The 26,874-nt window shown below is 61.1% G+C and carries 21 protein-coding genes and 1 pseudogene; 17 read left to right on the top strand and 5 right to left on the bottom strand.

Annotated elements, in window-relative coordinates:
- Positions 1-324: 324 nt before the first annotated feature.
- Both GWG54_RS10050 and GWG54_RS10045 read left to right on the top strand, forming a co-directional pair.
- The gene (locus GWG54_RS10050) at positions 325-1,002 is read left to right on the top strand and encodes a helix-turn-helix domain-containing protein (RefSeq protein ID WP_167937631.1); all 678 of its coding nucleotides are present in this window, start codon (positions 325-327) and stop codon (positions 1,000-1,002) included.
- Between the two features lie 76 nt (positions 1,003-1,078).
- On the top strand, positions 1,079-1,297 hold the full coding sequence (locus GWG54_RS10045) for a hypothetical protein (protein WP_167937630.1): 219 nt from the start codon (positions 1,079-1,081) through the stop codon (positions 1,295-1,297).
- Positions 1,298-1,348: 51 nt separating this feature from the next.
- Here the strand turns inward: GWG54_RS10045 and GWG54_RS10040 are convergent, their stop codons facing one another.
- Positions 1,349-1,690 carry a cupin domain-containing protein gene (locus GWG54_RS10040; protein ID WP_167937629.1) on the bottom strand — a complete coding sequence of 114 codons (342 nt, stop codon included), beginning with the start codon at positions 1,688-1,690 and terminating at the stop codon, positions 1,349-1,351.
- 90 nt (positions 1,691-1,780) lie between these two features.
- Here GWG54_RS10040 and GWG54_RS10035 point away from each other — a divergent pair, with 90 nt between their 5' ends.
- From GWG54_RS10035 to GWG54_RS10000, 8 genes are all read left to right on the top strand, one after another.
- Complete coding sequence (locus tag GWG54_RS10035; RefSeq protein ID WP_167937628.1) at positions 1,781-2,677, top strand: ABC transporter substrate-binding protein; 897 nt, start codon at positions 1,781-1,783, stop codon at positions 2,675-2,677.
- 5 nt (positions 2,678-2,682) lie between these two features.
- Positions 2,683-3,681 carry an ABC transporter substrate-binding protein gene (locus GWG54_RS10030; RefSeq protein ID WP_167937627.1) on the top strand — a complete coding sequence of 333 codons (999 nt, stop codon included), beginning with the start codon at positions 2,683-2,685 and terminating at the stop codon, positions 3,679-3,681.
- Positions 3,682-3,683: 2 nt separating this feature from the next.
- Positions 3,684-4,649 carry an ABC transporter substrate-binding protein gene (locus GWG54_RS10025; protein WP_209438378.1) on the top strand — a complete coding sequence of 322 codons (966 nt, stop codon included), beginning with the start codon at positions 3,684-3,686 and terminating at the stop codon, positions 4,647-4,649.
- A 2-nt stretch (positions 4,650-4,651) separates the two neighbouring features.
- A complete protein-coding gene (locus GWG54_RS10020) occupies positions 4,652-5,080 on the top strand; it encodes a VOC family protein (protein ID WP_167937625.1) in 429 nt (142 codons plus the stop codon).
- Complete coding sequence (locus GWG54_RS10015) at positions 5,080-6,579, top strand: aldehyde dehydrogenase (protein WP_167937624.1); 1,500 nt, start codon at positions 5,080-5,082, stop codon at positions 6,577-6,579. Before GWG54_RS10020 ends, GWG54_RS10015 begins: the two co-directional genes overlap by 1 nt.
- A 68-nt stretch (positions 6,580-6,647) precedes the next feature.
- On the top strand, positions 6,648-7,265 hold the full coding sequence (locus GWG54_RS10010; RefSeq protein WP_167937623.1) for a bifunctional 2-polyprenyl-6-hydroxyphenol methylase/3-demethylubiquinol 3-O-methyltransferase UbiG: 618 nt from the start codon (positions 6,648-6,650) through the stop codon (positions 7,263-7,265).
- A gap of 680 nt (positions 7,266-7,945) precedes the next feature.
- Entirely contained in the window at positions 7,946-8,821 is an 876-nt protein-coding gene (locus GWG54_RS10005) for a ParA family protein (RefSeq protein ID WP_167937622.1), read from the top strand.
- The gene (locus GWG54_RS10000) at positions 8,818-9,279 is read left to right on the top strand and encodes a hypothetical protein (RefSeq protein ID WP_167937621.1); all 462 of its coding nucleotides are present in this window, start codon (positions 8,818-8,820) and stop codon (positions 9,277-9,279) included. Before GWG54_RS10005 ends, GWG54_RS10000 begins: the two co-directional genes overlap by 4 nt.
- A 497-nt stretch (positions 9,280-9,776) precedes the next feature.
- Here the strand turns inward: GWG54_RS10000 and GWG54_RS09995 are convergent, their stop codons facing one another.
- Entirely contained in the window at positions 9,777-12,170 is a 2,394-nt protein-coding gene (locus GWG54_RS09995; RefSeq protein ID WP_167937620.1) for an amino acid permease, read from the bottom strand.
- Positions 12,171-12,611: 441 nt separating this feature from the next.
- Here GWG54_RS09995 and GWG54_RS09990 point away from each other — a divergent pair, with 441 nt between their 5' ends.
- Both GWG54_RS09990 and GWG54_RS09985 read left to right on the top strand, forming a co-directional pair.
- Positions 12,612-12,998, top strand: a complete 387-nt coding sequence (locus GWG54_RS09990; protein WP_167937619.1) for a hypothetical protein — start codon at positions 12,612-12,614, stop codon at positions 12,996-12,998.
- A gap of 59 nt (positions 12,999-13,057) precedes the next feature.
- On the top strand, positions 13,058-14,767 hold the full coding sequence (locus GWG54_RS09985; protein WP_245242781.1) for a SulP family inorganic anion transporter: 1,710 nt from the start codon (positions 13,058-13,060) through the stop codon (positions 14,765-14,767).
- 92 nt (positions 14,768-14,859) lie between these two features.
- On the opposite strand, the gene GWG54_RS09980 is transcribed toward GWG54_RS09985, so the two are convergent.
- Together GWG54_RS09980 and GWG54_RS09975 are read right to left on the bottom strand one after the other, a co-directional pair.
- Positions 14,860-16,590, bottom strand: coding sequence for an MFS transporter (locus GWG54_RS09980; RefSeq protein WP_245242780.1), 1,731 nt, complete (start codon positions 16,588-16,590; stop codon positions 14,860-14,862).
- 144 nt (positions 16,591-16,734) lie between these two features.
- The gene (locus GWG54_RS09975) at positions 16,735-17,745 is read right to left on the bottom strand and encodes a DUF4397 domain-containing protein (RefSeq protein WP_312854272.1); all 1,011 of its coding nucleotides are present in this window, start codon (positions 17,743-17,745) and stop codon (positions 16,735-16,737) included.
- A gap of 167 nt (positions 17,746-17,912) precedes the next feature.
- Between GWG54_RS09975 and GWG54_RS09970 the strand changes: the two genes are divergently transcribed.
- From GWG54_RS09970 to GWG54_RS09950, 5 genes and pseudogenes are all read left to right on the top strand, one after another.
- Positions 17,913-19,043 (top strand): DUF1214 domain-containing protein, encoded by a 1,131-nt coding sequence (locus tag GWG54_RS09970; protein WP_167937618.1) that lies wholly within the window; start codon positions 17,913-17,915, stop codon positions 19,041-19,043.
- Positions 19,044-19,461: 418 nt separating this feature from the next.
- On the top strand, positions 19,462-20,661 hold the full coding sequence (locus tag GWG54_RS09960; protein WP_167937617.1) for an AI-2E family transporter: 1,200 nt from the start codon (positions 19,462-19,464) through the stop codon (positions 20,659-20,661).
- Positions 20,662-21,645: 984 nt separating this feature from the next.
- A complete protein-coding gene (locus GWG54_RS09955) occupies positions 21,646-22,539 on the top strand; it encodes an alpha/beta hydrolase (protein ID WP_245242779.1) in 894 nt (297 codons plus the stop codon).
- Between the two features lie 184 nt (positions 22,540-22,723).
- A pseudogene (locus GWG54_RS20825) lies at positions 22,724-23,018 on the top strand (zinc ribbon domain-containing protein); the annotation flags it as partial.
- A gap of 318 nt (positions 23,019-23,336) precedes the next feature.
- Entirely contained in the window at positions 23,337-24,995 is a 1,659-nt protein-coding gene (locus GWG54_RS09950; RefSeq protein ID WP_167937615.1) for a TrkA family potassium uptake protein, read from the top strand.
- A 326-nt stretch (positions 24,996-25,321) separates the two neighbouring features.
- Here the strand turns inward: GWG54_RS09950 and GWG54_RS09945 are convergent, their stop codons facing one another.
- The gene (locus GWG54_RS09945) at positions 25,322-26,314 is read right to left on the bottom strand and encodes an IS110 family transposase (protein WP_167937614.1); all 993 of its coding nucleotides are present in this window, start codon (positions 26,312-26,314) and stop codon (positions 25,322-25,324) included.
- Positions 26,315-26,874 lie beyond the last annotated feature (560 nt).

The raw sequence follows: 26,874 nt of genomic DNA, 5'->3' as shown, positions 1-26,874 counted from the left end.
GCGGTGATTTTGAGACCACCACTGTCAGCAGCTTACACGTCGAATCAAATTGCGACCTTCCATAGAAACACCGCTATTCAACAGAGCACATATTACTACACTCAGTCCGCGCTCCGATCGGAGACCACGGCGCCGTCGAGGGACGGCGGCTACGGAAGAGAGAAGACAGCGACCGAGGGGTTGCTTGCGGAGAACGACGAGTCCGTCAGCGAGGCGCTCTCACGTTCAACCGGATGTGTCGGCGGAGCCAGCCCACGATCGGCCGCGGGTGCCTGTTGCACTGGCAGGTGTCGGTTTTCAGTGCCTCGAGTCGGACACGCCGGTATGAGCGTCGTCGCCGAGTTCACGATCCCCGCCGACGGCTTCGCGCTGGAACACACCTTCGAGGCCGTCCCCGACGCGACGGTCGAGATCGAACGGCTCGCAACCCACAGCCGCGAGTGGGTGATGCCGTTCCTGTGGGCGACCAGCGACGACCTCGAGGCCGTCGAGCGCGCCCTCGAGGACGATCCCGACGTCGACGGAGTACGAACGCTCAACGTCGCCGACGGAATCGGCTACTTCAACGTTCACTGGAGCGAGCGGATCCAGGAGCTAATCGATCTGATCGTCGACCAGCGCGGGATCATGCAGGAGGCCGAAGCGAAAAACGGCCGCTGGTACCTCAAGCTGAAGTTCGTCGACCGGACCGTCCTCGAGGAGTTCCAGGCGCACTTCCGCGAGCGGGACTACACGTTCGAACTCCAGCGCCTACACCAGGGGGTCGAGCCCAAGGAGCGGCGGTACGACCTCACGCCGGGACAACAGGAGGTGCTCACGATCGCCCAGGAGATGGGCTACTTCGAGGTCCCTCGCGAGACCCAGATCGAGGAGCTGGCCGCGGAGCTGGACATCTCGACGAACTCGGTCTCCCAGCGGCTGCGCCGCGCGACGGACAACCTCGTCAGAAACAGCCTCACCGTCTCGCCGCCGAAGGGGATGTCCGAGTCGGTATCGGAGTAGCCGACCGCGGCAGTATATAAATGCCCTCGAATTCAATGCAGAGTCGGTTTTGACGATGGCTCTCATGATCGAACAAATGGAAGATCCATCCGCCGAGAAATCGGCGTTCGATTCGACCGCCGAGTCGGAGACGACCCGGAAGGTCGCGGCGATCTGTACTGCGTGTGGAAAAGCCTACGCCTCCGAGCAGCGGCCCGACGGAACGGTGCGGCCGATCGGACAGCGAACGGGGTGTGAGTGCGGCGAAACGTCGTTCGAGGTCATCGACTCCGAGGAAACCGCGTTCGACAACTGACCGTCGATCGGCTCCTGTCCGCGACGGGACTGCTGAGTCGACGAGGGCGACTCAGGCATCGCCCCAGTCGGGGCGCTCGCGCGGCGGCGCGAGGACCCCGATCCCGACCGCCGGCTCTGACGAGCGGTTCTCGGCGCCGTGGCGCTCCCGGCTCGGAAACCGGTAGCAATCCCCCGGATCGAGGCGCACCTCCTCGCCGTCGGCCCTCGCGATCAGTCGTCCCTCGAGCACGTACCCGATCTGTTCGTTCTCGTGTTTGTGTACGGGGAGTTCGGCCCCGGGATCGATGCGCCAGAGCTTCACGCTCGCTCGCTCGCCCGTCGCGAGGGTCGCGAGGTACACCCCGTCGCTGACCTCCTCGAGTCCCGCCTCGCTCGCGTTCGCCTTTTCCATGTTATCATACCACGTGACACGTATCCACGAACCTCCTTATAAAAGTTGACGAGAAACGTTTATTAGTGGGGTCGTGATGGGTGTGCCTGTATGCCAGAGAGTGACAGTCTCAATCTGTTCCACCTCCCGTTCTCGTTCGTGCTGCCACAGCGGGTGGCGGCCGAGCGGGGGTACTTCGAGGACGAGGGGCTGGACGTCGACCTGATCGAACGGGACCGCGGGTCCGTCGAGATCAAGTACATTCCCGCCGAGCAGACGCTGACGGGCGACTACGAGGTCGACCTCTATCCCGTCTGCAAGTGGGAGAGCCTGAAGCGGACGTGGGGGATGGGTGACGGCGAGGTCGTCGCGAACGGTACCTTCGCCGACCAGCCATACACCGTCTTCACTCGACCGGAGACGCCGATCGAGTCCCCGACGGACCTGGCCGGCGTCGAGGTCGCAGTCAACCGCCGCACCGGTCAGGAGTACACCGCGATGCGGGCCCTCGAGGAGCACGTCGATCCCGACGAAGTACGGCTGGTCCACTACGGGATGCCGACCGATCGGCTGCGGGCGTTACGGGACGGCGAGGTCGACGCCGTCACGCTGCTGGATCCCCAGTCGGCGCTGGCCGAGCAGCTGGGGTTCGAACTCGTCCTCGAGTCCGGGAACCACATGGGGACCGGCGGCGGCGACGGCGCCGACGCCGAGTTGCTCGAGGCGTACGTCGCGGCCTACGCCCGCGCCGTCCGCGACATCAACGACGATCCCGAGTCGTTCCGCGAGGAGTACCTCGAGATGCTCGAGAAGGACGCCCGGGTCGCACCCGACCTCTTCGAGGACGTCGACGTGGACGCCCTTCGAGAGCGGGTGACGGTACCGCGCTACGACGTGCCGGAACTGGCCGACCGGGAGGATCTCGGCGCACAGCTCGAGTGGATGAAAGAGCGCGAACTGATCGACGACGAGGCCGAACTCGACGCCATCGTCGCCTCGCTGGGGTGATCGGGATGGCCGAGACTACCGTCGACGTCGAGAGCCAGCAGGCCGAACTCGACGCCCACCACGACGAGCCGGGCGATCGACCCGTGTTGCGGGCCCGCTTCGAGCACAACGGGAGCCCGCGGTACATGCTGTACACGATCAAACGGCTCGGACTCGACCGCGAGCACGGATTCCACCTCGACGTGCAGCTCGTCTCGGACTCGCTCGAGGGCGGTGTCGAGACCGTCGAGGCGAAACTGCAGGAGGGCGACGCCGACCTCATCGACATCGACTACATCTCGACGGCCCGCGAGCGCGCCGAGGGCGCGCCGATCGTCGCGATCCACCCGTACGGACGGACCGTCGGCGGGCTCGTCACCCCCGAGGACTCGCCGATCGAGGACCTGACCGACCTCCGGGATCGTCGGATCGGCGTCGTTCGCCGCCTCGACAAGAACTGGATCCTCGTACGGGCCGCCTGTCGGGAGCGCCACGGGTTCGACCCCGACGAGGCGGCGACGCCCGTCGAGGCGGGCTCGAAGGTCGAGCTCACCCGCATGCTCCGGGACGGCGAGGTCGACGGCGTTCTCCAGTTCTGGCCGATCGTCCCCGAGATCACCGAGACGGGGCCGTATCGGGAGGTGCTCCCGATGTCCGAGCTCGTCCAGGACCTCTCGGAGACCGACCGAAAGCTGCCGATCTCGACGTTCCTGACCAGCGAGCAGTACCTCTCGGAGAACCCCGACGCGGTGCGGGGGTTCAGGGGCGCCTACCGGGACGCCGTCGACCGACTGACGAGCGACGACGAGCTCTGGGCGGACATCGGCGAGCGCCTGATGTACGAGGACGACCCCGAGATCGTTCGCGCCGTCCGGGACGGCTGGCGGGACATGGTCGTCGCCGACTGGAACGAAGAGACGATCGACGGGATGGATCGGCTGTTCGACCACCTGCTCGAGGTCGCGGGCGCCGACGCGCTCGGCGTCGATCACGTGCCAGAGGACATGTTCCGACTGGGGGTGTGAGGATGGAGACACTTACCTTCCAGCTCAACTGGGAACCGAACGGATTCCAGGCGCCGTACTTCCTCGCCCGCGAGCGCGGGTTCTACGAGGAGGAGGGCGTCGACGTCGCGTTCCTCGAGGGCCACGGCTCGCCGTTTGCAGCCGAGCAGGCGGCCAAGGGCGAGGCAGACATCGCCCTCGCCGGCGCCAGCGCCGTCCTCTCGGTGCAGAGCCGGGGCCATGATCCGCTCGCCGTCGCGGCGGTGACCGCGAAGACACCGGCGGCGATCTACACGCTCCGGGACGTCTTCGGCGAACCGCTCGAGGAACCCGAACAGCTGGCGGGGCGCACCGTCGCTCCCTCCGCAACCAAAACGCGCATCCTGACCGCCCAGCTCCTCGAGGACGTCGGCATCCGCGAGGAAGTCGACCTGCTCGAGGTCGACCCCCACACCCACCACCGCGTCCAGCACCAGGTGCTCGACGGCAGCGTCGACGCCGCCGTCGGGGTCGTCACCAACGGGCTCGAACTCGAGGCCGAACACGACCGGGTCGCCGACGAGCTCCCGATCGGGGATCACCTGCCCGTCTACGGGATGACGCTGGTCGCGAACCCCGCCTTCGCCGCCGAGGAATCCGAGACCGTGGGCGCGTTCCTTCGGGCGACCGCCCGCGGCTGGGCCGAGGCAACGGCCGATCCCGAGGCCGCCATCGACGCCTTAGTCGCGCGGAACGCGACCCTCGAGCGACGCCGTCGGATCGAACGCGAGAAGTTCGAGACGGCTGCTCGGGACCTCCAGTTCAGCCCCCACGTCGAGGACGCCGGCTGGGGGAACCACGACGGGGAGCGCTGGCAACGTCTCGCGAGCGCGCTCGCCGAGACCGACCTCCTCGAGGGCGAGATCGACCCCGACGCCGCCTGGACCAACGACTACCTCGACGGTGACGCGTCGATCGTCCGGGAGTACGCCGAACGGGTGGGGCGGTGACGATGCGGGCCGTCGATCACGTCAACGTCGACGTCGACGACCTCGAGGCGGCGTACCCGTTCTACCGCGACGTCCTCGGACTGTCGGTGCGGCGACCCCCGGAGGAGTTCCACGGCGAGCACGCCATGTTCGCCGTCGGCGCCACCGTCCTGACTCTCGTCGAGACGGGACGGGCCGACGGCTGGGCGGCCGCGGACCTCGAGCACCCGCTGGACAAGGCCCACCTCGCTTTCGAGACCGATCGGGCGAGCTACGACGAGTACGTCGCCGAGCTCGACGGCCAGTTCCCGAACCAGGGCCCCTACGACTGGGACGAGTTCGAGGGGTTCTACTTCCTGGATCCGGACGGGAACCTCCTCGAGGTGATCACCGACGAACCGCCGAACGGGGAGCGGGATCGACCGCTGCTCACCCACGACGACGTCGCCTGATGACGGGTGAACGGTCCGAGCGCTACGGCGCCTACGTCGACGGCGAGTTCCGGGCCGAGGACAGGGGTGGAAACCAGAAGGGCGGACGCCCGAACGAGGACGGCCCGCTCCGGGTCACGGATCCGGCAACCGAGAAGACGATCGCGACCGTCGCCGCGGCCGGCGACGCGGGCGTCGACGACGCGCTCGAGGCGGCGCGACGCGCCCAGCCCGACTGGGCGGGGACGGATCCCGCCGAACGCGGACGGGTGCTGTACCGCTTCGCCGAGGCGATCGCGAATCGCGCCGACGATCTCGCCGACCTCGTCACCCGGGAAAACGGCCGCCCGATCGGCCAGTCGCGCGTCCTCGTCGACGGCGCCGCGGACTACCTCACCTACTACGCGGGCGCGACGACCAAGATCGAGGGTGAGACGATCCCCGTTCCGGGCGACAGGCAGGCGTTCACGCGGCGGGAACCCCTCGGCGTCAGCGCACAGCTCATCCCCTGGAACGCCCCCCTGGTCCTGTGCTGTCGCGGGATCGCGCCCGCGCTCGCCGCGGGAAATGCCGTGGTCGTCAAGCCCGCCCCCGAGGCGCCGCTGGGACTCTTGGGGCTCGCCGAGATCGCCACCGAGGCCGGCGTCCCGGACGGCGCGTTCAACGTGGTTCCAGGCGGGGAGGCGACCGGAGCCGCGCTCGTCGAGGACTCCCGCGTCGACGAGATCACGTTCACCGGCTCTGTCGAGACCGGGCGAACGATCGGCCGAACCGCGGCCGACAACCTCGTCCCGTCGACCCTCGAGCTCGGCGGGAACAGTCCCGCGCTCGTGTTTGCCGACGCCGATCTCGAGGACGCCGTCGGGGGTGCGCTCCAGGCGCTCACCCTCGTGAGCGGGCAGGCGTGTTTCGCGACGACCCGCGTGTTCGTCCACGAGGACCGCTACGCCGCGTTCCGCGAGGCACTTCGCGAGGCCGTCGACGCGCTCGCGATCGGCCCCGGTCTCGAGGATCCGAACCTCGGGCCGCTCGTCTCCGCCGACGCTCGCGAACGGGTTCGGGAGTACGTGGACGGAGCGCTCGAGAACGGGGCGACCGCCCTTGTCGGAGGCGACGTCCTCGACCGCGAGGGGTACTTCTACGAGCCGACGGTGATCGAGGACGTCTCGGACGACGCGCCGATCGTCAGAGAGGAGGTGTTCGGCCCGGTACTGACCCTCCACGAGTTCGCCGACGAGCAGGAGGCGATTCGGCGCGCCAACGACAGCGAGTACGGGCTGTACGCCACGGTCTGGACGAACGACCTCGGGCGCGGCCACCGGGTGGCGAACGCGCTCGAGGCCGGAAGCGTGATGATCAACCAGTACGCCGGCTCCTACCCGCAGACGCCCTTCGGGGGCTACAAACGGAGCGGGCTCGGGCGCGAGAAGGGCATGCAGGCGCTCGAGCACTACACCCAGCTCAAGACCGTCAACGTCGAGTACGGGAGCCCGCCTGACGGGTCCGACCCCGAAGAGTGAGTCGGTTCGGTCGGCTCTCGGGCACGGACGATCGGGAACTCCAAGGTCGCGCAGTCGGACGTGTACGTATGATCGACGACCGCAGTCGCTGGAACGAGAAGTACGACAATCCGGAGTTCGAGCTGCCCGAGGACCCGATCCCGGAGCTCGAGCGCCGAATCGAGACCCTGCCGGACGGCCGCGCGCTCGACGTCGCGACCGGTACCGGGCGCAACGCGCTCTATCTCGCCGGGCAGGGGTACGACGTCGACGCAGTCGACGTCTCCGACGAGGCCCTCGAGCTGGCGCGGAAGCGGGCCACGGAGCGAAACGTCGACGTCGACTGGATCCGTGCGGACCTCGCGGAGTTCGAGCTCGAGTCCGGAGCCTACGACGTGATCACGGTGAGTTTCTTCGCCGCGCTCGAGCACCTCCCGGAACTCAAGGAGGCGCTCGCGCCGGACGGGGTCCTGATCTACGAACACCACCTGCGGTCGACCGACGACGTCGAGATCGGCCCCTCGAGCGATCGCTATCGGTACCGCTCGAACGACCTCCTCCGGGCGTGTCTCGACCTGACGATCCTTCACTACGAGGAACGCGTTCGGACCGTCACCGACGGATCCGCGGCGGTCGCGACGGTGGTCGCACGGAACTCGAGCGGCGGTTCGCAGTCGTATCCCGACCTGACCGAACGGCGTAGATGACCGTCGCGACCGATAGCTGGTCGTTCAGATTGATTCGGCTTCGATAGCGGAATACAGAACAGTAGCGAGGAGCACGCATTCGTTGTTCGGATGTGATCGTGAAATCCGTGTTCAGCACAGGTGAAGCCGATATCACGGCCAGCATCCGCGAGCGGAGCGAGCGGTTTCCCGCCGAAGCGGGCGAAGCCCGCGGAGGCGGCTTTTTAGCGTAGATTTTTCTCGTTGGGTTCGCTCGCAGGGCTCGCTCACCACTCCTCCAAAAATCTACGTCTGCATCTCTAGGTAGCGTATCGATCGATCAATTGTAGCACCAAGTCTGATCACAGAGATCGACTGGTAAGACCCGGACAAAAGGCGTGTAGAGAGGAGTGTTAGAAGGACGTCTCAGATGGGAGTCTTAGAGAGTGATACTAGGGGGGATTACAGAGAAAGATCGTCGATCGAAGAGCTGGTACCACGACCCGCTTAGTGTGCTGGTTTCGTAGGTCAAAGGCCACCGTATCTAACGGAAAACGGCACAAGCGTCGACAACAGAGACCGGTGACCGACGTAGCAATCGATCTCAGATAGGAATCTTAGATTAGAGTATTAGATAAGTCCCGTACCCACGTAACACACCTGTCAATCGTAGATTGATTGTCTGACGAACTTTCATAGCTATGCAGTGTCTCCGAGAAAGTATGCTGTCGTACACGGTTTACTCCGAGGCCGGGGGCGTCGGGAAGTCCTCGCTGGCGGCGAATCTCGCCGTCGCGCATGCTCGAGCCGGACTCGACGTGCTGGTCGTTCCACTCGACCCCCAGGACGGCGACCTCAGTCGGTTGCTCGGGGTCGACGAGGGACGCGCGGATCGGGACGTCGACAACCTCGTTCGTCACCTCGTCCAGAGCGGGAAGGGATCGTTCGACGAGCTGATTCGGTCGGCCGAGGGCGTCGATATCGTCCCGGAGCACAACATGCTCTCGGATCTCTCGAGCCACCTCGCTCGCGAGCAGCAGAAGGCCGAGGAGTTCGGCGACGCGTACAACGTCTACGCGCAGCTCCAGCGAGTGCTCCGCGAGGGCGGCGTCGCCGAGGAGTACGACGTGTTGATCTGTGACCCCCCCGCAACCGAGTCCGACCATCTCTACAACGCGATCTACGCGACCCGAAACCTCGTGCTTCCCGTCGAGCCGAGCGCGAAGGGACGGGCCTCGGTCGACGGCCTCGAGGAACTCGCGAGCAACTTCGCCGACCAGATGGGGATCGAGGTCGGCGTGCTGGCGGCCGTTCCCAACGGGTTCAAGCGAACGAACGACCAGGCGGAGCTGATCGAGGAGATCGAGTTCCCCACGCCCGAGGTCCTGCCCGACCGAACCTCGCTGATGGAAGGCTGCTGGAAACGGCAGTGCTCGGCGTTCGAGTTCGTCCGCGAGCACCGCGACCGTCGCCGCGAGTACGAACTCGAGACACTCGCGCAGTTCGATCGGCTCGCCCGCTATCTCGAGGATCAGGCCGGGATCGACGCGTCGAACCCGCCCGAGCCGGGCGCGCTCGAGGAGGTGCCGACGGCATGAGCGGGTTCAAAAGCGGCGCGAGCGGCGACGACCCGTTCGGTAGCGGTACTGAAACTGACGGGGAGGACCAAGAGGACGAACCGAACGACTCCCACGACGAACCGACCGCGGAGTTCGACGCGGAACCGTCAACGTCGGTCCCGGAGACGGAGCCGAAGTCGCAATCGGCCGCGGACCGCGAGTCGAGCAACGGCGACGGCGCGACCGCCTCGGCGAGCGGCGGACTGCCCTGGATCTACAGTCGGGATAGCATCTCCGACGACCGGCCGAAAACGGTCCAGCTCCACCTCCAGGAGTCGACCCTCGATCACCAGCGCGAGACCCGTCGAAGTCTCGAGAGCGAGCTCGGCGAGTCGGTCAAGAAGGCCGATCTTCGGGAGGCGGCGCTCCTCGTCGGTATGACACGTACCGACGAGATCGCGGACCTCCTGCGCGAATGGGGCTACGACTTCGGATAAAAGCGCCATCGATGCGCCACCGGATCTCGATTCGAAAACGACGTGAGCAAAAGGACACGTTCGCGAGGATTCCGATCGAGGCAGTCCGGCGAGAGATACATCGTATGGTGCGATACGAAGAATCCATAATCAGAAGCTGAGGTTGCGTCGCCTACTGCACTCGGGAGTAGGTTGTCTCGTCACTTCGTTTCAGCAGGACCTCGCTGGAAGAGCCGACTACGGAGAAGGTGCGTCAGGTACCGTTGCTCGACGGCACGATCAGTCTATCATCGCACCGCAGGAGATGTTACCCGCTGTGGCGGTCATAGAGCGGCACGATCTGGGGTAATGGAGGATGCAGCGTTACCGACGTCTTCTACTTTCGCTGTCCGGTTTAACGGAGTCTAATCCCGAACACCGGTCGTAATCTCGGCTTTTGCCTCGATGCTATCTGGAATGGACTCGGGGACACCCCTAGTTTTCGGAGTGACGACGCGGATTTACACTGCCCATAACGGTCACTCGCTATCATCAGTTTCGTCCGATCGGGTTACGAACCACTTGTGCACCCATCTGACCGCCGCAGACGTAACGAGACGATGTTTTTTGACCATTAGAACTTCTCGATCGAACCGTTCCCCGACCGACTCCGCGATATCGCCGAACACCGTTCGCGGAACGATCCCAGCTCGTGCGGCGCCGGTCACTATCGTATCGATCTCGTGGTTCTCGGCGTACGCCACGATCGCATTAGAGACGTCTTCGCTCCGAACGACCGCCGTCTCGCAGTCGATACCGTCTCGCTCGAGAGCAATTTGACGTTCCCGGACGAACTCTTCGGCCTCGTCGAGATCGGCGGCGACGTTGAGGACTGTCAGCCGCGCATCGTGTGCTGTGGCGAGCGTGCCGGCGATCGATTCGGCGAACGTAGCGTGTGGGCCGCCGTCGGTCGGTACGAGTATCGATCGGGGCTCGACCGGGCCGGCGGTTTTCGCGACCACGACGTCCGCCGGTGCGTTTTCGACGACGTAGTCGATCGTCGACCCGAGGACGACACCGGTAATTCGCTTTCGTCGCCCTCGCCATCCGAGGACGATCGTATCGCTGTTGTACCGGCGGGCGACGTCGACGATACTTCGGCCCGCCGTTCGACCGATCGTGACGGTCCGGTGTGCTGGCACGTCGTCCGGGACGTACTGCATCGCTTCGGCCAGTAGTCGTCGCTCCTCGCTCGCCCGTTCCTCGTTGCCGTGGCGTTCGATCGGCGTCTGCACGGGCATCGTGATCACCGTTGTGAGCAGCAGTTCGCCGTCGTTTCGACGGGCGATCGGTGCGGCGAGGTCAATCAGACGCTCGGCGTTCGCGGGGTCGTGAATCGGTACCAGCACCTGATACGGTCGCTGGCGCAGCGCGCGCTCTTCGACGAGCGTTCGGGTCTCGGGCACCTCAGTTTCTCGAATCCGTCTGCGGGAGTACGTCGCGAAGACGAGGGTGCCGGCGCTGATCCACCCGATCGCGATTGCCCACGCGAGCGGGCTGTAGTTGAAGAAGTAGACGGCGAGAAATAGTTTGGTGACGATTCCTGCGATCGGCACGTACGGAAACCACGGAGCCAGGTAGCCGTAGGACAGTTCAGCGCCGTGATCGCGACGAATCTTGATCATCGAGTAGTTTACTTGCAGGAACAGCAACAGAAACATCAGGTCGGTCGCTGCCGCAACCTGAGCGATGGGCAGCGAGATTGCCATGACGGAGATCAACGCACCGCTCATAACCACGGACACGTACGGGGTGTGGTTTTCCGGATGGATTCGGGCGACCGCTTCCGGGAAAACGTGGTCCCTTCCGAGGGCGTAGCCGACACGGGCGCTCGAGAACGTCGTTGCGTTAAGCGCCGCAAGCGCCGAGAGGATGCCGGTGAGAAGGATAATGAGCGTTCCGTACGGGAGCAACTGGCCAACGGCCTGTGCGAGACCGAACTCGCCGAGATGGCCGACGACCTGCCAGACTTCGGGGTCGGCCGGTAGTTCCGGAAGGACCGTCCCACCGATGCTGTCAGTCGCTTCGGCGGTCGCCTCCAGTTCAGAGGTGACGGTGATCGCACCGAGCATCACGATTCCGATCAGCACGTACAACGTGACGACGACGAGCATCGAATAGAAGACGGCCTTCGGGACGTTCTTCCGCGGTTCGATCACCTCACGTCCCGATTGGACGATGATCTCGTATCCTTCGAAGGCGATGAACGTGAGACCCATCGCGATGAAGATGCCGCCAGCGCCGTTGGGCGCGAACGGCTCGAAGTTGTCGACCGTCACCTCCGGATTGGAAACGACGACCCGGAATCCTGCCGCGATGACGACGACGATCACCACGAGCTGGATCCCGGTAACGACGTTCTCGGTGAAGCTAGCCTCCTTCGTTCCGCGGTAGTTGATGTAGGTGAAACCGGCGGTCGCCAGCACGGCGAACACCTTCTGTAGCTGCACCTGGGAGAGTCCGAACGTCAGGTCGAAGTACGCCGTGAGGATGAGCGTGACGAACGACCCGAAGGTCAGGACGTACAGCGAGCCGGCGACGGCGTGGGCGAACCAGCTCATCCAGCCGGAGAGAAACGCCTGCGATCGGCCGAGGGCGGTCCGAACCCAGAGGTACCCCCCGCCCGGTTCGGGAATCGCGCTGCCGAGTTCGGCGTAGGTCATCGCGGTGAAGATGGTGATGACGCCGTTGAGCGCGAACGCGAGGATGAGTGCGGGTCCGGCCTCGCCGGCGGCCAATCCGGTGAGGACGAAGACGCTCCCGCCGACCATCGCGCCGACCCCGAGGAACGTGACGTCGAGGAGCGTCAACTCTCGAGCGAAGTCGGCATTGCCATCGATCCGTCCATCGTCTTCGGTCGGAACGCTACTCATCGTCGTTCGAACGCGTTTCCGCTGGTTGGCGTTCGTCGTAACCGTTCGACGAGACAGTCAATCGCCTGATAACGCGCCGAGAATGAGCGACCGTAAGCACCAATCCGAGCCACCCGGCGATCGTAAGGACGACTCCCAGGGCGAGGTCAAGCGGGACAGACATGCTATCGTTTTTCTCGCTTAGCGACTAAACGGGCATTCGTTTGATCCATGACTGTCAAGACGCGGTTGGTTTCCGTTCAACGACCGTCGTTTCCTCGCGGGAGAACCGTCTCTGTAGCCCGTCCGGAGAGATGATACTCCCTCGAGTACTGGTTCGGGGCGAGGAAACTCACCCTACCCATCGGAAAGCTACTTTGGGAACTTCGTGGGGAGTTGGAGTGGAAGATGTCGCGAATATCATACGCGAGCAGACGGGGCCGGAGTAGCACGCGACGGTTTGTGAGGGGAACTGAGGGGACTGGGGTCGCCGACCTCGCGGGCTGGCTGGGTGGCGTGCCGACGGTAACTGCCATCGCTCCCGAGGGGGACGATAGCAGCGACGAAGACGGCGAGGGTGGTAAAGCGACGACGGACACGATCACGCTCGGCGGATCGACGGGTCTCCCCGACGTCGGACGGCTGTACGTGCACGAGCGTCTGCTACTCCCCACTACCGAAACCGGCGGCGAAGCGGACGACGGTATCGCTTCCGATCTCGGAATAGTCCTACGAGACGACGGGAGCGACTCCTCGAGGAGCGAAACCGTCTGCCGGGGTCTCGTCGATCGGGTGGAGATCGACTCGTTGGTAGAGGCGAGTGCCCCGAAACGGGTCACTCAGCAGTAGCGGTAGTTACCGTGACCGAGAGGTGAGTGGTGGTGTCAACAGAACGTCTAAAGGAACGAATGAGCCGCCGATTGTCGTCGATTCTCCCGGTACTGGAGTGGCTTCCGCAGTACGGAACGTCGTGGCTCCGCGCGGACATCATCGCGGGAATCACCGTCGCAGCGGCGGTCGTTCCCGAAGGGTTAGCGTACGCATCGCTTGCAAACTTGCCACCGGAGACTGGATTGTACGCCGGGTTGATGGCCGCTATCGCGTACCTTTTTCTCGGCACCTCTCGGCAAGTCATGGTGGGACCGACCTCGGCGCTAGCGATTCTGCTCGCGAGCGGTGTCGGGGTAGTCGCCGGCGGCAACAGCGCCTCATACGTATCGCTTGTCACCGTGACGACGATCCTCGTTGGTGTCTTCGCAGTTCTCGCGTGGGTGTTTCGATTGGGATTTCTCGTCAATTTTATTTCTGGTTCTGTTCTTACGGGATTTTCGGCCGGGGCGGCGCTGTACATACTGTCGACCCAATTGAACAAGCTATTCGGCATCGAAGGGAGCGGATCGGGTGCCTTCTTCGAGGAAACGTTCTTCGGGCGGATATGGTACACCGGAACCCATCTCGCTGAGGCGAACCCCGAAACAGTGGCCGTCGGCGTTGCTGGCATCGCGTTGCTCGTCCTCGGAGAACGGTATCTGCCGCACGCCCCGAATACACTCTTCGTCGTCGTTCTCTCCATCGTTCTCATGTCGGTCACGAATCTGCAGGCCGAGGGCGTCGAGATCGTGGGATCGATTCCGAGCGGTCTCCCCTCGCTGACGGTTCCCGCGGTTCCCAGCGTCGAGACACTGGGATCTCTCATCCCCGTCGCCGCCGCGTTGTTCCTCCTGTCGTACGTCGAAGGCATCAGCGCAGTCGAGACGTTTGCCAGACGCCACGACTATCGAACCGATGCGAATCAGGAACTGTTGGCTGACGGCGGCGCCAACCTCGCTGCCGGCTTCGGTGGCGGCTTCGCCGTCGGTGGAAGCATGTCCCGATCGGCGCTCAACGACGCCGTCGGCGGCAAGACACAACTCACGAACGCCGTCGTTGCTCTCGTTCTCGTCGTCGTCTTGCTCTTTCTCACCGACGCGTTCACGAATCTGCCGGAGACGGTCCTCGCAGCGATCGTTATCGTCGCCGTCACGGGCCTTATCGACGCGAGTGCTATCCGTCAACTGTACCGAGTGAGCAAGAGCGAGTTTACCATCGCGATGTCAGCCTTACTCGGGGTACTCACAGTCGGGATGCTGTGGGGCGTCTTCGTCGGCGTCGTCCTCTCGTTGCTGGTCGCGATCTCTCGAGTCAGTCGTCCGTTGACACACGAACTCGGTCGGCTCGACGGAACGGACCACTTCGTCGCTCTCGACTTGTATCCCGCGGCAACGACTATCACGGACGTGTTCGTCTACCGCGTCGAAGCCGAGCTGTTCTACGCGAACGCAGATACGGTCCGGACTGATCTCCTCGAACGACTCGAAAACCGCGACTCCGACGTCGAACTGGTCGTCTTCGACCTCACGTCGTCATCGACGGTCGATTTCGGGGCGGCACAGATGTTGGAGAAACTCGAAGGAACACTCGAGTCGCGTGGAATCGACCTCCGTTTTGCGGGGGCGGAGTCCGAGGTTGTACAGATACTCGAAACGACGGGACTTGCGGCGGACGTCGGCGGCGTGAAACTCGAGGAACCGATCGACGACGTCATCGACCGCTGGAGAGCAGAGCAGTCGTCCTCGTAGACGGGCCTGTTTCAGCTGCGGTCTTTCGAACCTCGCTGAGCCATCCGAAAGATGACGGCTCGCATCCGAGGTGTCTGGTCTAGTGTTTTCGGTTAGTCCTCTACGGCTGTTTCTGAAGTGTCACTCGTCGGCCCTTGGGGCGATTCAGGGTGTTCAGTTCCGTCGTCGGCTTCCGATATCTGTCGTGGCAAGAACGTTGATGTGATGAGCAAGAGCAAGACGAGCAGGGCAAGGAAGAGCAGCGCCGACTGCTGAGCGTCGACCATCGCGGCCTCAAAGATGCCCTCGAGTAACTGTCGTTCCGCCGGAGTGAGACGATTCAGGAAATCTTGCCGAGTGGCTTCAGTTGCGGTCTCTGCTGCGTCCTCGAGTGCCAGCACCAACTCGCGTCGTTGCTCCGCCGAAACAGCCACGTGTTCCACTCGGAGTACTCCATCGACGACACCGCCGTAGAACTGTCCGAGCAGGTACGAGCCGACGGCTGCCGTCCCCAGGGCAAATCCCATCGAACTGCTCGAGTTCAGGACTCCGGACGCCTCGGCGGCATTGGCAGTGGGGACAGCGGATAGCGTCATATTGACGATCTGGCCCATCATGAGTCCGAGACCGATTCCAACGAACGCCATCGGGACGACCATCCCGCGGATCGTCTGCTCGGGACTCGTCTGCTCGTACAGGAGTACCAGACCGAGGCCCATGAGCACGATACCGACCTGGATGAGAGTCTTCGGCGTGAGGTACGCACGCCAGCCGGTCGTGAACGTCGCAACGAGAAGCGTCGCAAGGGAATACGGTAACATTGCGAGTCCGGCTTCGAAGGCGGTGTGTCCGAGCGTCGCCTGGAGGTAGACCGGGATGACGAACATGAAGCCAGCCATGACGACCGAGCGGATGGTATACGTGGCGACACCTGATATAAAGCGGCCGTTTGTCAGTACGTGCAGCGGAACGAGCGGCAGTCTTCCGGCGCGTTCTATTCGACGTTCGTACTGGGCGAACGCGGCGAGCGTAAGGAGCCCACCCCCGAGAAACCAAATCGCTGGCGACGTCCCGAACGGATTGAACTGCACGCCACCGACGAAGAACGGCCGCCTCGCGAGTAACCACCCGTACTTCCCGCTAAGAAGCAATCCTGTGACGAACGTTGCTGCACCGACGATAGACAGGACTGATCCACCCACATCCAGCGATCTGTGCGTTTCTGTCAGCCGGCCCGGGCTCACGTACTGAACGAAGAAAAGTGCGATTCCCACGATGATGAGTTGTAACGCGAACCCCCACCGCCAACTGACGTATGTCGTTAGTGCCCCGCCAAGAATCGGTCCGGCGGCTGCTCCGGTCGCGCTTACGCCAGCTAGTAGTCCGAGTGCCTTCGCCTGAGTATCCCGCTCGTAACTGAACATTATCACGGTGTATGTGAGGGGAAGCAATACGGCGGCCGCGGCACCCATGGTGAGCGACCAGCCGATGTAGAGCGTTACGATGTTCCAGCTGAGGGCCGCCAACAGCGTCCCGACTGTATAAACAAGCAGTGTGACTGTCATCACGCGCCTGATACCGTACCGGGATGGCAGCGCGCCCCCTGGAAGAATCAGCGCGGCTATCATCAGCGAGTAGAACGAGATCGCTCCCTGAATCACGGGGACCGTGGTGTCGAACTCCTCTACGATCGCTGGGATCGCTACGTTCATCAAGGCCGAATTGATCGCCACGATAAACATCGCCAGACTCACGACGATCGCTGGCCCCCAGTATTGCATCCCTGTCCGGGACCCCTCAGATGCAAGAGTATTCTCGCTGGAGGGAGATTCCTCTGGGACCATAGGGTAGTCTCACGCTTTTGACCGCCAAATAACCGGGACGTGGTCGGAAACGTATTGCGTTTGCTCGTGCGTTCGGCTGTACTTGCGTGAAAACCTCACGACTCCATGGTAGCGAGATTTTTCTACGACGGGCAGCCGGCAGTATCACTGAGCGTTCTTGTCCTCGGACTTCGTCTCCGTTTCAGGCTCTTTCTCGGGTTCGTCTTCGTTCGGCTCCTCTTCGTCCGGAAGGGAATCCTCTGTGAGGAGTATCTCGAACGGCTCATCGGCGAGTGCTCCCTCCGGCTCGAGGTAACCAATCGCGAACGCGGAGTAGACGGTTCCTCCAGCGAGGGAAACGTCGGTTTCGAAGACGCTGGTCTCTCGGTCACCCGCAGGATAGATGACGAGTGGATACTCGCCCTCCGGGACCTCGGTGTAGTCGGATTCACCGAAAGCGACGTTCTCGAACAGCACGTCCCCGTTTTCGCCGGCAACGACGTCCACCGCAGGCGCGTCGGGTGAGGCGTGGAGGACGCGAACGCGAGCGGTACCTGAATCGACCGGGCTGTTGTCGTCATCGAGAAACAGCGCCTGGAGGGGCTGGTTTTCGGCGGCCACTTCGCCGATCACTGCGAGGAGACCGTCGAGAGTGGAGTCCACGTCGCCGGCCTCGACGGTCTCCTCGAGCACTGCTTCGGCCGGGTCTTCACCGGCGGGAACGACCTGGATCGTGTACGTGCCAGGCTCGAGGTCGCGGTAGTCGGTGACCGTCCCGTACGAGATGCCCTCACGGACCCGCTCTCCGTCGACGTAGACGTCGATGTTGGGTGCGTCGGGTGAGAGGTGTGCAACTCGAGTCTGGAAGCCGGTATCGGTTGGGTGGTCGTTCGTTTCGTGGTCACTCGAGGCGGCCGTGGTACCTCCGACGCCACTGACCACTACGAGGCCGCCGCCGATCTGTAGAATTCGTCGTCGGGTCACGCGATCTCTAGTCATGGAGGTGTCATGAACGGCGATATCGGTGATAGTGCTAACACTTGCAGGGGCAGACCAATACAGTTCCCGGGCTCGATATCCAACGCTTTGGGCTCGAACCACCCAGTATGGAAGAATCCGATATATTCTGCCTGTCGCCGTCGAGTACAGTGATCTCGAGCTGCCGATCACGCTCACACCCGTCGAAACGGAACGTAGCCTCGTCCTGATCGACGTCGGCCCCGAGGGATCGCCGACGCCCTCGAGGTCTCCCTCTCGGATCTGGACTATCTTTCTTCGAGTGGTGTGGGTGCGTGTGAGTCGGTCGCAACTGCTGCTGTGGGCCACTCAGAGAGGTATGAGCCATGAGCAACGGGACAGATCACACGACGCCAGAATCGGACTCCAAACCGTTTCAAGCAACCCGCCGAGACGCACTTCGCGGGGCAGGCCTCGCCGGACTGCTCGCACTGGGTGGAGGCAGTGCCACTGCCAGCCAAAACTCCTCGGAGGGGAACACCCAGGGGGCTGAAACCGAGACGTCAACAGATGACGAGCCAGTCCCAGTGACGTGGGAGAACTACCCTCGCGCCAACTGTCATGTTGCGTTCCAGTCAACCGTCGACGCGGGCGGGTTCGGACAGTTCTACCACCGCAGAAATGTCACCCCCATCGAGGATCAGGTTGTTATCGGAGAGAACCGTGACGTGCTCGCCTCATTCGGCGTCTTCGATCTGACTGAGCCGGTCACCATCACGCTCCCAGACAGCGGTGACCGATACCGGTCGATGAACGTCCAGAACGAGGATCAATACGTGAAGAAGTTCGCCATCGACCCCGGCGAGTACACGATAACACAAGACCTCGTAGGCACCCGGTATGCTGGCGTCGCGGTTCGCGCGTTCGTCGACCCGAACGACCCAAACGATATGGAACAAGGCCGGCAACTCCAGGACGAGACCGACGTGGAACAATCGTCGGCTGGCTCGTTCGAGATTCCTAACTGGGATCAGCGATCATACGAACAACTCACCGACGCGCTCGTACCGGTCGGACTCACATTTGATGACTTCTCGGGCGCGTATGGCGACGTCGGCGAGGTCAACCCCGTGAAGTACTTGCTCGCTAGTGTGACACCGGGCGGGTTTCCGGAATCTGAAACGATCTACTCTTCGAGGGTTCCCGACCAAAACGACGGCAAGACGCCACACACCCTTACTGTCCAAGACGTCTCAGTCGACGCGTTCTGGTCAGTCACCGTCTACAACAGTGACGGGTTTCTCGAGGAGAACGAGTACGACGCGTACTCGTTCAACAACGTGACTGCGGAGCAAGCCGATGACGGCGGGACCACGATCCGTTTCGGCGGTGACCCCGATCAGTCGAACTTCCTCTACACCCCAGCGGAGTGGTTCTACGTGGCCCGGCTCTACGGGCCCCGCGAGGAGATTCTCGACGGGAGCTATCAGTTCTCCGAGGCCGAACCGGTCGAGTGATGATTTCGTCCGACCGCTCGCGATACAGCGCGGAGCACGCCTGAAATCCGGGCTGCTCGTTCTCGGCATCTTCGGTGGAGTGGCCGTCTTCGGATTCCTTGGGCTCTTCATCGGCCCAGTCATACTGGGGCTGTCGAAAACCATCGTCGATCTGCCGGTGGAGAGACGTGGTACGTCTGGAGATATCTGGTAAGCGGCCGACCCGTGCAAACCATTGGCCGACAGTAATACTCTACCTTCGATGAATCGGTCAACGACCGCGCTACGGTATATTCTAGACGGATTGAGACTCTCCCGGGACACGACTCGACGGTCGAGGATATACGGCTACAACATTGCACCGTCCCGAAGTTCGTTCTCCGGTAATTCAGGACGAGTGTGCAATTTCGTTAATAATGTTCTCGTGGTACCATCACCCATGGGCGAAACTGACTCACCGATACGCAACGTCCGCATCTGGGCGGCTCACGACCGCCTCGGGTGGTGGATTCTGGGATTCGTGTTACTAGCCATCTTGGGACTCGTCGTCAACCAGTACCTCCCGTGGCTCGTCTTCGGACTGTTCATCTACTACGTCGCGCGGCCCATTACGCAGCGACTCGAGCGGCGCATCGCCTCGCCGACCCTCGTCGCGGCGCTGACACTGCTTTTGATCGTCGTCCCGATCGTAGTGATGCTCGGTGCGATTTTGCTCGTCGCGCTCGGGCAACTGGTGACGGCGGCCGCTGACCTGCCGGTCGACAGGATTCTCGCACAGTTACCAGTTCAGATCACGGATCTCCCGAATACCCCCTCGGAGGTGTACGACACGACGGTCGTTCTGGTCCAGGAACCGTCGGTGCAGAACCTGCTCGGCTCCGTCGGCGGCGCGGTCGGCGCGATCGGGGCGACGCTGTTTAACATGTTCATCTCGCTGCTGATCGCGTTCTTCTTGCTGGTCAGCGATCGGAATATCGCCGACTGGTTTGAAACGAACGTGTTCGGCGAAGACAGCCTGGCGACCGACTACCTCTTGGTCGTCGATCGAGGACTGGGTTCGATCTACTTCGGGTACACGATGACGATCTTCGCAGTCATCATTCTCTCAGCGATCATCTACACGGTATTCAACGTCGTCGCACCGGACGGACTGGCGATCCCGTCGGCGGTGCTGTTCGCCGTCGTGACCGGCCTCTTCACGCTCGTCCCGCTCGTCGGCCGGTCGATCATCTATTTCGTGATCGCCGGGACCCTCGCAGTCCAGGCGATGACGGTCGATCCGCGTCTCCTCTGGTTCCCGATCGCGTTCCTCGCGGTCATGATCGTCGCGTTCGACAACCTCGTCCGGACGTACATCCGGCCGTACCTTTCGGGACGACTGCTCAACACTGGGCTCGTCATGTTCGCGTACCTGTTCGGTCCGCCGCTGTTCGGCTGGTACGGGATCTTCCTCGGTCCGTTCCTGATGGTCTTCATCGTGACGTTCGTCCGAATGATCCTCCCTGTATTGGCCGATCCCGAGCGTGAACGCGTCAAACTAAAGCCCGAACACACGCTCGACGAGTACGCCGAGAACGCTGGGGATCAGAAGGACATTCCCCCGTCCGAGGCGGATCGAACCGACATCGGAACGGGGTAAAATCTACCTTGACCCGCTAAACAGAGACTTTGGTTTTCACACCTTTTGATCGATCGTCCCTATTTCTCTTACCTCTATAACAAAACAAACATAATCGAGCTACTTTAACTGCTGGATATGGTTGGTGTGAGCGTGGATCAAAATAGTTGTTCACAAAGGGAGGAAGAACCAGTGAAAGAATTTAGCCGACTGTAATTGCTCGAATACTGTTTCCGACCCTCTCTCGCTTTGTCGTAACCCGCGCACCCGTCAACGTCTCATCGTACGGCCCGATGGGTGGCCCGTCAGGCTCGAGCAGATATGGCTCGGACTATTCGAGACATAATTAGTTCTGATTTTTGATTACTTCATGGCATAGATTTGCAGCGATTAGATTGACTTGAGACGGGGATGAACTATCTAGTGACATTGGCCAGTAATACTGGCCAGTCTTACCAGTCACCTCATCTGGCTCGAATAGACATTTGCTACGTTTATTGCCGTAGAAAGCGAAGAGGATGGATTGGTTTGACATCCGAAGTCTGTCTCTTCGCCCGTGTTACGGTCGCTAAGGCTAAATCGGTTGTCGCTGATCCTATCCGGTGGGTTCGGATGAAGTCAGCGGTCCTTCGCGTCGGCCAGCGAAGTGAACAAGCGACGACGCAGAAGACCTACTCTAGCTCAGTGATATCCCCAACCTGGGATCAGACCCGGACTGACCGCCAATGTTTGGGGTTCTTCTCAATTCACGAAATTATTGGTCAACATCGTTATGTCCTCAAATAATTATCTTGATGATATATGACGGACGATAGTGGTCAGACAACGACTCCGAGACGAGCATTCCTCGCCGGAACGGCTGGGACAACAGTCCTTGGAACAGTCAACACGGTAACGGGCGCGGACACCCGTCGAAACGAGGCGGAGCGAAAGAACGGCAATCGACGGGTGAACGGGCAGAACCACGGGACAGCTTCGTGGAAACCGACCGCCCATGATCTGACGATGGATGACTGCCATCGGCTTCGAGTCTGGGAGCAGACAACCGCTGAGGACCCGGACGAGGCCGTTATCTTCGTCCATGGGATGACCTACGGTACGCTCTCGATGTTCGATCCGCCGGTCGCCAAGGACTTCGGCTGGCTTCGGTATGCGGCCGAGCAGGGCAAGGCGGCGTTTGCGCCCGATATGCGCGGCTATGGCGAGACCGAACTGCCCACCGAGTTTCAGGCCCCGCCAGAGGCGAACACGCCGCCGCTATCGTTCGAGCGCGAGGCCCTGGATCTCCTCGAGGTGACGCGGTGGCTCCGCGAGGACTGCGGTTTCGATCGAATCCACTACGTCGGCTTATCGGGCGGAACGTGGCGCGGTCGCGCAGTATACGCGCTCGGCGAACCCGACTACGCGACGGTCACGCTGGCCGGGGGCTCGTTCGACACGCTCGAGGTCGGCGCAGATCTGGAAGGACCGGCGTACCTGCCCCACACTCGTGAGGAATTTGTCGAGGCGTGGACCGGCGAAGTTCCCGACGATACCGATCTCGACCAGTGGATTGGCGGCGACGAGTACACCGCCGACGAGGTATTCGATGCGGTCTGGCAGGCAATCTTCGAGAGCAACCAAGTGATCGAGGACAATCCGGAGACGATTATCAACCCGCTGGTGATCCAAGACAGGGAGTACCACCCCGAACACATCACCGACCCAACGTTCGTCATTCGTCCCTCGAACGACGGAACCATCTCCCGGGAGGGCGCGCTGAATCTATACGATGCCGTTGGTGCCGAAGACGACCGGAAGCGGTACACCGAGATTGCCGGCGGAACGCACTTCATCTTCCTCGAACGCAAGCGCGAGGAGTTCTTCGACACGGTCAATCACTTCCAGACCCAGTACTAAGTACTATTCATGCCCGCCAATCGCTACCGAATCGGCCGCGAGAATACTGTGATCAGACTCGGTGCTGAGTGGGACTCCGTCCTTTCGAGATCCGACTGAAAGATGTCCGCGCTACGATTGCACTCGGAGAAAGCCGCCAGCACGACAGTCCCGTCGCATAGCTGAATGTAGCTTCAGGTGTGCTTCGACTGGAATGACGAGAGAGTACGATCTCGTCGCGGTCAAAGATCTCGACGCCAAGAATCTGATGAATCTCCTGTTGAACAGCCGCAATCGTGTCGGAACAGCGTGGGGAACGTTCCTGTAGATACTCGAGTACAAGTGCACGTACTCGTAGCTGTCGATCCGGTCGGAACAACCAAAAGAGTGCGCGGCCTATGGCACCGAGACGGACAAACCGCTGTGGGTCCACGAACACTCGTGTCTATTGTACACCGTACAGAGACTGGAACGCGGTCTGCAACATCTTGGTACGCGGTCCGATCCGGGTGTTGGTGATCCCCAGGAGCTAAGATCCGCCCATCCAGTTCTCCCCCTTATTGATCCGGCCAGCACCAAGGAGGGTGGACTTCTGGAAATAGCGCTATTCCATAACCACCTTCCAAAACTCGACGATGCAGGCTGCATCAACTGGGACCGTGACTAGCGGTTAGTTGAGAATGGCCTACGTTTTGATGAGATTCGTCAGTAGGACAGGTCTCAATTCGGATCTCAACAGATGGTGGCGAAAGCATGCCTTCGCGGGGCTATTACTTAACTAGTCTGGAGTTCCATCAATAAGTACTAGAAGACTGCAAATGCGCGAACTTCAAAATATCAGGGGTTTTCATCCACACGACCTTACACAACGGCAACGACTATTATTGTTCTTCGTCATCGGTCTTGTTTCAGTCGTCCTCTTCTACACGCTCGTCTACAACTGGGGAATGCAGTCACTCGAAGGCCGTCCACAATCTATCTTCCGCTCATTCCAGACAGTGATTGAAACGATGACGACAACCGGGTACGGTGCGGATTCGCCCTGGACGACGCCGGTAATGAACGTCCTGATGGTATCGATTCAGTTGACCGGTGTCATTATCGGTTTTGTCACGCTGCGCGTCTTGGTCATCCCGCTGTTTGAGCGGACACCGTTGAACCTCGCCGACCGTCTCACGACCAAGGAGAACCATGTCGTCATTGCTGAATACCAGCGTGACACTGATATGCTCCTTGCTGAACTTGAAAAACTTGATATCGACTATGTCCTCATCGAATCCGATGAAGAGGAGGCGAAACGCCTCTCAGATGACGGCTATCAAGCTATCAATGGCGATCCCCAGGAACGAACTACCCTTAACCGTGCTACGATCGAACGAGCATCACTTCTTATCACTGACGCCGGCGACAAAACCGCGAGCATCGTCCTGACTGCGCTGGAAGCTAATGAAGACCTACGAGTGATTAGTTTCATAGAATCAACACGCCATGAAAGAGCGCTCACGGAAGTCGGTGTGGACCGGAGTGTCGCCCCCCACGCACTAATCGGTCAGCAATTGGCAACAAAGGCAACAGTACCCGTCACAGTCGACGAACAGCCCAATCGCAATGAGATTGATATCCGCGAGATACTTATCAGGCGAGATAGCCCACTCCACGGCATCCGGGTGCGTGACTCACCAATCATAGACCACCCGAACCTGACCCTGGTTGCTGGATGGTTCGACGGCGAGATGCGTCTGCTGCCGGCACTCGACGATAAACTCACGCCGAATACCGTTCTGGTTGTTGCCGGACCCAAGGACGAACTCAATGAAATAACGAGCGAGACCGCGGGTATCCGGTCTCGACGTATCGAAAAGTCCTCCAATATCATCGTTGCCGGCTTCGGCGAGGGCGGGGCCGCAGCCGTCGAAGCGCTACCGGAGGATGTTTCGGTGACGACGATCGACGAATCGGAGGAAGCTAATCCTGATGTTGTCGGTGATATTACTGAACCCGAAACGCTCCGTGAAGCCGGCATTCAGGATGCCTCATCAGTGATCATCACCGTTGACGACGATTCGACCACATTGTTGACGATTGCTATAGCCCGCTCGCTCTCTAGGGAGGTAGAGATTCTGGTCCGTGTAATAGATAGAGAGAAGACGAGGCCAGCATTCAAGGCGGGCGCCGACTACGTCCTCTCTATCCAACGAGTGTCTGCCCGCCTGGTCGCAACAGAGGTCCACGGTGAACGCGTCATGGATCCAATGAGCCAGATCCGTCTAATTCGGGCCGACGCAGCTCCGTTCGCTGGCGAGTCACTGATGGACGCCCGCCGTAACACTGAGCGAAAATGGACCGTGATCGGTATCTCACGGGGAGACACTATCTACACTGACGAGCAAACCACTATTGAGGCTGACGACGAGGTGCTCGTTGCAGGAAGTGACGACGCAATTCAGGAGTTCGAGCAAACAGCTAGGGTGCCATAGGACGCTTAACACACTTTTGAGATACCAGTTGAGAGGTTTGTTACCGTCGCTTCCGATTGGTGTTAATATTGGCTGCCTCTCAGGCACCCTCTCTTTGGGTGCTGCTGGGATGTGTGAAGAGCCTATGAAAATCCTGCAAGCGAATTTTCCACTTGATCAGTGATAGTTGTTCGGGTGAGCGCAGCGCTCACCCGAACAAGGGGTAAGAACCGCTGGAAAGCGGTGACTTCGAGAAATGGAACTCCGGGCAGGCGGAGGACTTCTTGTTTGCGGTGCTGTTGCTGTTGGGAGCGCGAGCAGGTCGCGCCTGAGAGGCTGGCCGCCTCTCAGGCGCTCACCCCCGGTGGATCGTACATTTCCTTTCGTGTGAGCATGTAGAAGATCGAGACAAGCATTTTCCGAGCTGTTGCAACAATTGTTATCTGGTGGTTCTTCCGTTGTTTCAGCCGGGTGTAGAAGTTCCCGAAGTAATCATCACATCGTACTGCGATGTTTGCACACTGAACGAGGGCCCAGCGCAACGGCGCTGAGCCCTCTTTACTGATGCTGCCGCGTATCTCCTTGTCGCCCGACTGGTGAACCATTGGATCAAGCCCAGCGTAGCTCACGAGTTGCTTATCGCAGTCGAAGCGATCAATCTCACCAACTTCGGCAACGATGACAGCAGCAGTATACTGGCCAACTCCCGGAATCGACAGCAGCCGCTGGGCTGCTGGCGATTCCAGTACCTCTTGCTCGATCTTCTCTTCGACGGCCTCGATCTGTTCGTCGTAGGCGTCGATCACCGAGAGATGAGCTTCGATGATCGTCCGATCAGCATCACTGAGCGAGAGTTCCGCGAGGAACTCTCGCCCAGTTGGGCCAAATAGCTCGCTGTCGTACGTGTTGTCCGTACGCGTGAGGACTGCTCTGACGCGGTTTTTCTCAGCAGTCCGTGACTCGACGAGCGACTTGCGTGTCCGGACGAGATCCCGCAGTGTGCGGATCTCGTCCGGTGGAACGTAACTTTCAGCGAGCATATCTGCCCGAAGCATCTGAGCAAGTCGCTTGGCGTCGACGCGATCGGTCTTGACCGTCGCGTCGGCGATGATCCGGTTCTTTGACGGATTCACGAGAGTAACATCGAGATGCTCATCGAGCATCTCGTAGATCGGGCGATAGTTGCCCGACGCTTCAATAGCAGCTTCGCCGCCAGAATACTGCTCGGCGAGTTCGTCAAGACGGTCGTTTGGCAAGCGAATCTCGTCTTGCAGGTTGCCGTCGCCGTCGACGACGGCAACCTGCGAATACCGTTTGTGGGTGTCAATGCCGAGGTACATGGAACGCCTCCGTTGGGGCTGATCACGCGTGAATCGGAAAGGCGCCTATACGTGCTCTGTGGCACAGTGTTCTTCTTCCTTTCACGGGCTAGGACCGGTCGTTCTAGCGTGCTTGCTGCACTTCTTCTCACTCGGTCTCTGCCAACCCCTGTTATCCTGATCCACGCACAGGGGCTTCAAAGCAGGATTTTCATAGAGTCATTCTACGCCACCCGATCATCCCTTCGACCATGAATTCACAACTTCAGATGCGAGGAATTGATCCCCGCTACCGAACTCAGAGATGTTAAGGCACCTACCACACACCCTCCCAATTCCACCAGTATTCGGTGGAGACCACTCCCCCGGTCTCCACGATTTTGATATTCTAACCGCATGGATTTGGTAACGTTCTTACGCAAAGCTACGAAAACGAGGCGCCACAACGACGCAAGTAGTCTGGTCTAAGAGCGGATCGATCGCGAATTCTTATTACAAGAGGCTACCAAACGTTAGACAATAACGATCAGGGATACGGTAGCCCCTCCAGTTATTTGATTGAATACTGATATTTTCCTCTT

It is taken from the genome of Natronococcus sp. JC468, from assembly GCF_012163165.1.
Taxonomy (GTDB): Archaea; Halobacteriota; Halobacteria; order Halobacteriales; family Natrialbaceae; genus Natronococcus; species Natronococcus jeotgali.
Note: the sequence above shows the minus strand (reverse complement) of the source record. Positions and strands in the feature narration are given on the sequence as shown.

Coding starts and splice junctions, on each gene's coding strand:
- GWG54_RS10050 (WP_167937631.1), top strand. CDS start 325: ATGAGCGTCGTCGCCGAGTTCACGATCCCCGCCGACGGCTTCGCGCTG.
- GWG54_RS10045 (WP_167937630.1), top strand. CDS start 1,079: ATGGAAGATCCATCCGCCGAGAAATCGGCGTTCGATTCGACCGCCGAG.
- GWG54_RS10040 (WP_167937629.1), bottom strand. CDS start 1,690: ATGGAAAAGGCGAACGCGAGCGAGGCGGGACTCGAGGAGGTCAGCGAC.
- GWG54_RS10035 (WP_167937628.1), top strand. CDS start 1,781: ATGCCAGAGAGTGACAGTCTCAATCTGTTCCACCTCCCGTTCTCGTTC.
- GWG54_RS10030 (WP_167937627.1), top strand. CDS start 2,683: ATGGCCGAGACTACCGTCGACGTCGAGAGCCAGCAGGCCGAACTCGAC.
- GWG54_RS10025 (WP_209438378.1), top strand. CDS start 3,684: ATGGAGACACTTACCTTCCAGCTCAACTGGGAACCGAACGGATTCCAG.
- GWG54_RS10020 (WP_167937625.1), top strand. CDS start 4,652: ATGCGGGCCGTCGATCACGTCAACGTCGACGTCGACGACCTCGAGGCG.
- GWG54_RS10015 (WP_167937624.1), top strand. CDS start 5,080: ATGACGGGTGAACGGTCCGAGCGCTACGGCGCCTACGTCGACGGCGAG.
- GWG54_RS10010 (WP_167937623.1), top strand. CDS start 6,648: ATGATCGACGACCGCAGTCGCTGGAACGAGAAGTACGACAATCCGGAG.
- GWG54_RS10005 (WP_167937622.1), top strand. CDS start 7,946: ATGCTGTCGTACACGGTTTACTCCGAGGCCGGGGGCGTCGGGAAGTCC.
- GWG54_RS10000 (WP_167937621.1), top strand. CDS start 8,818: ATGAGCGGGTTCAAAAGCGGCGCGAGCGGCGACGACCCGTTCGGTAGC.
- GWG54_RS09995 (WP_167937620.1), bottom strand. CDS start 12,170: ATGAGTAGCGTTCCGACCGAAGACGATGGACGGATCGATGGCAATGCC.
- GWG54_RS09985 (WP_245242781.1), top strand. CDS start 13,058: ATGAGCCGCCGATTGTCGTCGATTCTCCCGGTACTGGAGTGGCTTCCG.
- GWG54_RS09980 (WP_245242780.1), bottom strand. CDS start 16,590: ATGGTCCCAGAGGAATCTCCCTCCAGCGAGAATACTCTTGCATCTGAG.
- GWG54_RS09970 (WP_167937618.1), top strand. CDS start 17,913: ATGAGCAACGGGACAGATCACACGACGCCAGAATCGGACTCCAAACCG.
- GWG54_RS09960 (WP_167937617.1), top strand. CDS start 19,462: ATGGGCGAAACTGACTCACCGATACGCAACGTCCGCATCTGGGCGGCT.
- GWG54_RS09955 (WP_245242779.1), top strand. CDS start 21,646: ATGGATGACTGCCATCGGCTTCGAGTCTGGGAGCAGACAACCGCTGAG.
- GWG54_RS09950 (WP_167937615.1), top strand. CDS start 23,337: ATGCGCGAACTTCAAAATATCAGGGGTTTTCATCCACACGACCTTACA.
- GWG54_RS09945 (WP_167937614.1), bottom strand. CDS start 26,314: ATGTACCTCGGCATTGACACCCACAAACGGTATTCGCAGGTTGCCGTC.